The following is a 7,592-nucleotide window of genomic DNA, read 5'->3' as shown; positions in this document are numbered from 1 at the left end:
GATAAGGCCGGGAGTCGTGAGAAAATCGGGCATGTGTTTCATCGCTTACCGCTCCCTCACGCTCATCTCAAGGAGGCAATCAATGGCACTGGACGACGCAAGCGCTTTTACAATCCGCGACGCAACCCCGCACGGGCGTCCACTGGATCGTTCCGCGCGCTGCCGTGCTGAAGGACGACAAACACGCGTACGTCTACCAGCTCGCGAGAAACAACAAGGCGCACCGGATCGACGTCGCGACGGTGATCGAAAACGGCGATCGATACGGCGTTGACGGCGCACTCGACGCCACACTGCCGCTCGTTGTCAGCGGCAACTATGAGTTGAAGGACGGCATGACCGTCCACGCTGCCGGGGGCGCCGCCCAATGACGTTCGGCTCCTGGATGCAAGCTCACAGGCGTTCGCTGCTGTTCGTGATCGCCCTCCTGGCTATTGCGGGCACATTGACGGGGTTGCAGTTGCCCACCTCGCTCTTTCCCAACGTTGCGTTTCCGCGCGCGGTGGTTTCACTCGATGCCGGCGACCGTCCCGCCGAACAGATGGCCACGCTAGTCACCACGCCGGTAGAAGAAGCATTGCGACGCGTGCCCAACGTGCGCGATGTCACATCGAAAACGAGTCGCGGCGCAGCCGAAATCTCGATCAACTTCGACTGGGGGACGGATATGGCCCAGGCGACCCTGCAGGCGCAATCGGCGATCAGTGAAATCCTTGCGACGCTGCCCCCAGGCACTTCGATGCAGGTTCGCAGGATGGACCCGACCGTGTTCCCGGTGCTGGCATACAGCCTGACCTCGGCCCAGCAGTCGCTGACCGTGTTGCACGACGTGGCGCAATTCCAGATGCGCCCCATGTTGTCGTCGGTTACGGGCGTCGCGCGCGTGGAAGTCACAGGTGGTGCGCAAGACGAACTCGAAGTCGCCATCGATCCGGCGCGGCTGGCGGTCTACAAGTTATCCGCGGCGGACGTCGCCCGGGCGATTGGCGCGAGCAACGTGCTGATGGCGACCGGCCGTATCGAGGACCACGACAAGCTATATCTCGTCATTGCAAACTCGACCGTCACAAGCGTGGCCGCGTTGCGCAATGTGGTCGTTTCGAGCCCCGGCGCCAGCCAGATCCGTCTCGGTGAGATCGCATCCGTCACGCAGGGCACGTTGCCGCAATGGCTGCGCGTGACCGCGGACGGCCATGATGCAGTGCTGCTCAACATCTATCAGCAACCCGGGGCGAACAGCGTTGCGATGGCCGCCGCAGTCCGCGCCCGTCTTCGATCATTTCGGCAACAGATGCCGCCCGGTGTCAAGCTGGCAAACTGGTACGACCAGAGTGAACTCGTGGTGGCCTCGGCAACCAGCGTGCGCGACGCGATCCTGATCGGCGTGGTGCTGGCGGCGCTCACGCTATTCGCCTTCCTGCGCAACTGGAAGATCACGGTCATCGCGGTGGCCCTCGTACCGGTCGTGATGGCGTCGACCATCCTGTTGCTCGACGTTTTCGGCATGGGCTTCAACATCATGACGCTCGGTGGAATGGCTGCGGCGGTCGGGCTTGTGATCGACGACGCGATTGTGATGATCGAGCATATCGTGCGGCGGATGCGCGAAGGCGGCGGACGGCCGTTCCAGGGCCGCGTGATGGCCGCCGCGACGGAGTTCACGCGCCCGCTCGCGGGATCGTCGTCGGCTACGCTGGTCATTTTTGTTCCACTCGCGTTTTTGTCGGGCGTAACCGGGGCATTTTTCAAGGCGCTCTCGGTCACCATGGCAAGCGCCCTGTTCATTTCTTTCCTCGTCACTTGGCTTGCCGTGCCGATACTATGCGATCACTGGCTCACGGCAAAAGACGCGAAAGAACATCGCGAAACCCCTTTTGCACGATGGATAAACCTGCGATACGACAAGCTCGTGAAACGCGTGACGACGCGCCCTTTGTTTGTTCTCGCCGGATTGATCCCGCTTGTGGTCGTGGCTGTATTGGCCTTTACGCGGGTCGGCAGCGGTTTTATGCCGTCCATGGATGAAGGCGGATTCGTGCTTGACTATCACACCGAACCCGGGACCTCGATCACCGAGTCGGACCGGCTGATAAAACAGGTCGAGGCAATCATCCGCGCGAACCCCAACGTTGCAACTTACTCGCGACGGACCGGCGCCGGGCTTGGCGGCGACCTGCAGGAACCCAACAAGGGCGATTTCTTCGTAAAGCTGAAGCCGGGCAAGCGGGAGCCTATTGATACGGTCATGGAAGAAATTCGTACGTCCATCCAATCACACGTTCCCGGCGTTTCGTTTGAACTGGCGCAACTCATGGACGACCTGATCGGCGACCTCACCGCCGTGCCTCAGCCAGTGCAGATCAAGATCTTTTCCGATGACCAGATTACGCTTGATGCCACGGCCAGGAAGGTCGCCGCGGCCATCGGCAAAGTACATGGAATCGTGGACGTCAACGACGGCATCAATCCGGCCGGGGACGCGCTGGAATTGCACATCCTGCCCGAAGCTGCGGCCGCCGAGGGCATGGACATCCAGAGCATTGCGCAGGCTGTGTCGGACATGGTGGAAGGGAACCTGGCGACGCAATACCAGGTTGGACCGAAGACCATTGGTATCCGCGTGCGCGTGGCGGGTGCTCTGCACATGACCGATACCGCGCTCGGCCAGCTACAGATCCGTGCGCCCGATGGTCATCTCTTCGCGCTGTCGCGCGTGGCCGAGCAAGTGGTGGTCACGGGTCAGCCCGAGATCAGCCGCGACAACCTCAAGCGCATGGTCGCGGTGACGGCTCGTATCGATGGACGTGATCTCGGCTCGACCGTCGCCGACGTGCAAAAGCTGCTCGATGGCAAACAACTATTGCCCGCTGGCGTGTATTACGAACTGGGCGGGCTTTATCAGCAGCAACAGATCGCGTTCAAGGGTCTGATGACCGTGTTCGGCGCTGCCGTGGCGCTGGTGTTCGCCCTGCTTCTATTTCTCTACGAGCGATTCGTGATTGCGCTCTGCGTGCTCGCCATGCCTCTGCTTGCGACGGGCGCGGTGTTCATCGGCTTGTGGCTGACAGGCATCGACTTGAATATCTCGGCCATGATGGGGATGACGATGATCATCGGCATCGTGACCGAGGTTGCGATTTTTTATGTCTCGGAGCTGCAGGGATTACTCAAGGAAGGCATGCCCCTGAGTTACGCCATCGTGACGGCAGGCGGCAACCGTTTGCGCCCGATCGCCATGACAACGATCGCAGCAATCCTCGCGCTGCTGCCGCTTGCGTTTGCACTCGGCCAGGGCTCGGCCATGCAACAGCCGCTCGCGATTGCGATCATCTCGGGGCTGATCATCCAGATGCCGCTTGTGCTGTTGCTGCTACCGGCGTTGCTGAAGCTGTTTTTAAAAGAGAAGACTGCCTTCTAAAGTGAATCTGCGATGTCGAACGGATTGTTCAAAGCTGGAAGAAGCCGAGTCGTTCAGCCGCAGGATTCACCGACGCTCGGTTTGGAGACAAGACCGTGTGGTGACGGGTCGGTCAAGTGCGTCGCCGGCATGCAGCACGAAGCGACGCACTCACGTTGCATTCAATGCACAGAGAACACTGAGATACCGCCGTTCGGGAACGCCGCGCTGCCCGCTTGGAACGGCACATAGACCTGGCCTGACGGACCATCGACCGCGACCGAATGTGCACCTGTGCCAACAGCGACCTGAGCGACGATCGTCCGACTAGTGCCATCTACAATCGCCATCTCCGGGGTGAATCCCGATGCCGCCGCCGTGCCGCTCGTCACCCAATGTCGCGCGGGCAGGAAATAGCGATTCGATGTTTTGTCATAGGCGATCTGGTCGACGCCGCCAAACGGTAATTTGGCCAGCACAGCGCCACTCGTGCGGTCGAGGATCAGTGTTATCAGCGGATCGCCGGCGCCAGGATCGCAGCCCACCATGACATCCTGATTCGGTCCGAGTGCAAGTCCGGCTGGTGCGCACGCGCCGAGGGGAAACGCTTTCGTCACAGCGGGTTGTCCCGCGGTCACCGAGCTCGCGGGGATGAGGTCAAGCTCGCCGTCCGGATTGACTGCCGTACCGTCGTTGTTGATCAGGAAGCTCTTCGTGCTGGCGTCGTACTCGCATGCCTCGAGGCCCGACGAACCGTTGAAGTTCAGCTTCGACACGACAGCCTGCGTGTCCGTGTTGATGAACGTAAGGAATGGTGGCGTGTCTGCCGGATTCGCCACTGCAACGAGGTGGTCGTCCGGATCGAAGCACCCTTCATCGGTGCGATTACCCGTGGTCGCGATCGGGATGGACTTAGTAAGAGTCTGACTAGAAGTATTGAAAACCTTGACGCCATTGACGTCACCCGCATACAGCGTGCTCGTCCCTGGCAAGCCTATCAGGCCATCCGGCCCGGAATCCGTGGTTGTTGCGCCATTGCCGGCAAAACCACCCGGTATCTGTGCGATGAGCTTGTTGGTGGTCGTATCCACGACATCGATGGCCTTGTTGTTCCGGTCCGCCAAGAAGTATTTGCCCTGGTCTGCGTAGCTGATGTCGAAACTGAACGCAGGGCTTGCTGAGTTGGGCACCGCAATGTTGGTTATCAGATGGGGCGTCGAACCGCCGCCGTTGTCCGAGCCACCGCACGCGGCGAGCAGCAGAGCGACCATCGATCCGGCAGCGACTAATGCGCCGTATTGCTTTATCCGTCTTTTCATTTTTGTCTCCTGAAATCGCAATTGGGTATTCCCGGCTGACCGGCATGCGCGCCTGCCGTCAAATCGATCAACGGGAAGCATTGGATCAACACTCAGAAAAAATGCTCATGGTTATTTAAAAACTTCGCGACGTTAATGCGTTTAATACATCAATTGCTTATCGCCGATCAGACCCGACAATTAAAAATCCGGGACAATCTCCTGGTTGTCCGGAAAGACCATCTGATAGGAATCACGCAAGTTGATCGGATCGGGGATGTTGAAGCAGCGCAACAGACAGTGCGCCGACGTACGATGCTTGAGGCTCCCTTAAGGGACGCTTAGCTCGATACGGGGCGTTAATGTTGCAATAATCAAGCTGAAAGAACGCGGCACGCGTACGTAACCGGATGTCCCTGATTCCCGGCAAACAGACGACGTCGACGCTCGCATCATCGATGCCCGTCACGGCCTTTCGCCAGTAGAATATGGAGGCGCGTGCTCTCTTGTTGTAACGCTACACACACCACCTTGGACGCAGCGCCATGACTCGAGTCTAAAGATGCGCCTCCGGATCATCCCCTGAGCAACCGATGGTCACGAACAGAGCCTGAATCGCCGCGAGTGCCAGTTCCATATGCGCACTCGTCGCATACGACGAGGCCTGAGATAACAATAAAGTCGCCTGCTCAATCCCCTCGAACGCTCGCTCCGTATCATTGATGAGCCGCATCACAGAAACGAAAAAATCAACGTCATCCATCGCGCTTATTCTTGATCTGTTCTGAAGCGCTCTCGCTCTCGAACGCAATTCTAATAGTGTCGAGTTCTTCATTATTTAATGTTTTGAATCAGCATTGCGGCATCGAACGCCATCGCTTGATGTACTTCGACCTGCACGTTCGAATGTCATTCAAGGGACATAGCGATGCCATCGGACAGCGGATCATTGAATGCAGGCTCATCGTTGCGAACACTGTTCACGCCAACGCTCACCTGAAATGACCGGAACATTTGCCTTGGCATTATTGAATCAGCCGCTATCTTCTTCGCGAGGCCAAACGTAGTCTTTGGATGCAACCATCGGACGGCATCGAATGCATTCAAGACGACGGGTCGATGCGAATGACTGTTAACGATCCCGACGTCCGTACTGCTCGACACCATTACGAATCCGTCGGTCGCCTGGGCTTCTCCGTCGAATGAAAAACTACTCAACGCCGCCAAGAACACGGGGCCGCCATCTTTTGGTTTTATGAAGTAGGGCTGTTCGACACCATCCGTCGCCAACCATTCGTACCAACCATCTGCCGGAACGATGAGACGTGCAATTCGACACATCGTTTTCCATGTCTCTGAGTTTTTGTCGTCAAGACGACAGCTTGTTAGCATAGGTCGTCTCGTACCTGCAAAGACAGGTACGAACCCCAGCGGGCGGACGTCGGTCCGCCGCAATAAATTACGGGTTGAACCGTTCCGGGAGCAATGTTCCAGGATTGAGGAAACGGCACCTCCGCGAAAAGGTCTTTGCCAAACATCGGTAGCGTATAAATTGCTGCATCACGGGCACGCGAATACCGCCTAACCATTTGAACCTCAATGTCCTATTCGTTATTCCATGCTAGTCGAGTTCTAACGTATCGGATGTGGCGCATCGCGCGTAGTCAATACCGCCGACGGTCCGTTTGCAGTAATTCCTCGGTTTCCGAGTCGCTCATAGCCTGTTCGACGTACCCAGAGAGGATCCGACGAACAAGCACCCTCGACCTATCAATGCCTAGGGACGGTAAATGTACCCGCCGACAGCAGAAGGGACAAAAAAACGGCGTGAACTTTCCACGCCGTAAAGTGTTGACCAAACCACGAGGCCCGGACAACTGAGAGACAACAAGCTTAGGGCTTCAGACTTAGGAGGCGCTTACGTCCCTAGACGGCCGCCGGGAAATCTTACTTCGGAGCCGTTCCAGCTCTGGTCCAACTTGCACGTCCTGGGACTCGAAGCTGCGATCATCTATCGGGCAGCGCTCATATATCCGTGACCTGAGTCGATCTCGACCGACCCCTTTTGCAGATAGTGCGAGATTTTCAATTTGACCAGTCAGCAGCTCGCACCATCTTGCAAGATCTCGGAAAACTGCTTTGGGTTACTAATCAAAGAACGTCGCGGAAATCAGCAAGCAGAGCGAAGTAGGTTCGCCTCCGAAATGGCGCGCATCATCGCCCTTGTCGACATTCCCTCTGGCCCTTCACTCGAAAATTGACATCCGTCCTCTACCCCGTAATGCGCGGCGCTCAAAACGTCACCGATCCTCTTGCAGCCCTGTCCCGCAAGGGTGACGGTTTGACACTACGCTACAGGCTCCCGGCTCATTGGGGCGTTTGTGACCTGGTTCAAGAGATGCACTGGGCTGATCCACTATCGAAAAAGTCAATGTGACGCGAAGGCCGCCGCGCTCACTCCAGACTGCGTCTCCTAGCGCAAGTGATGCGCCTATCCGGGTCGCGATCGTCTGCACAATTGACAACCCAAGCCCAGACCCGCTTTGCCCCGAGCCAAGCACACGATAAAATCGGTCGAACACCCGCGCGCGTTCTTCCTCGGGAATGCCCGGACCGTTGTCTTCGACAACGATCGACGTACGACCGTCCTTCGTATGCACCGACAAGTCCACGCGCCCGCCCGCCGGCGTATAGCGGATGGCGTTATCGACGAGGTTCTTTAGCACCGTGCCCAGGTCTGCTTCATTGGCGGGGACCCAAACGTCTGAATCTCCGGTCACGCCAATATCGATCTGGCGCGCCTGCGCAAGCGGAATCAGGTCTTCGAGCACGCGGCGAAATGCCGGCGCGACCGGGCTGAGATTCGCCTCAATGCCGTCGCCCTCCTGCGCGTGCGA

Annotated in this window: 6 protein-coding genes; 2 read left to right on the top strand and 4 right to left on the bottom strand. The window is 58.1% G+C overall.

Annotation, left to right across the window (positions count from 1 at the left end):
- Positions 1–164: 164 nt before the first annotated feature.
- Both ACRXB1_RS25505 and ACRXB1_RS25500 read left to right on the top strand, forming a co-directional pair.
- Positions 165–371: a transporter gene (locus ACRXB1_RS25505; RefSeq protein ID WP_449493615.1), complete on the top strand. Its 207-nt coding sequence runs from the start codon at positions 165–167 to the stop codon at positions 369–371.
- Positions 368–3,418 carry an efflux RND transporter permease subunit gene (locus ACRXB1_RS25500; protein ID WP_449493614.1) on the top strand — a complete coding sequence of 1,017 codons (3,051 nt, stop codon included), beginning with the start codon at positions 368–370 and terminating at the stop codon, positions 3,416–3,418. The genes ACRXB1_RS25505 and ACRXB1_RS25500 overlap by 4 nt, the downstream gene beginning before the upstream one ends.
- A gap of 161 nt (positions 3,419–3,579) precedes the next feature.
- Here the strand turns inward: ACRXB1_RS25500 and ACRXB1_RS25495 are convergent, their stop codons facing one another.
- The 4 genes from ACRXB1_RS25495 to ACRXB1_RS25480 form a co-directional block, all read right to left on the bottom strand.
- Positions 3,580–4,716 (bottom strand): YncE family protein, encoded by a 1,137-nt coding sequence (locus tag ACRXB1_RS25495; protein ID WP_449493613.1) that lies wholly within the window; start codon positions 4,714–4,716, stop codon positions 3,580–3,582.
- Positions 4,717–5,251: 535 nt separating this feature from the next.
- Complete coding sequence (locus tag ACRXB1_RS25490; protein WP_449493612.1) at positions 5,252–5,458, bottom strand: hypothetical protein; 207 nt, start codon at positions 5,456–5,458, stop codon at positions 5,252–5,254.
- Positions 5,459–5,604: 146 nt separating this feature from the next.
- Entirely contained in the window at positions 5,605–6,150 is a 546-nt protein-coding gene (locus ACRXB1_RS25485) for an SOS response-associated peptidase family protein (protein WP_449493611.1), read from the bottom strand.
- Positions 6,151–6,995: 845 nt separating this feature from the next.
- Positions 6,996–7,592 (bottom strand): sensor histidine kinase (locus ACRXB1_RS25480; RefSeq protein ID WP_449493610.1); only part of this gene is annotated, 597 nt, incomplete at its 5' end.

It is taken from the genome of Caballeronia sp. M23-90 (assembly GCF_053574605.1).
The sequence above is the reverse complement of the archived record's forward strand: the minus strand, read 5'-3'. Positions and strand labels throughout refer to the sequence as shown.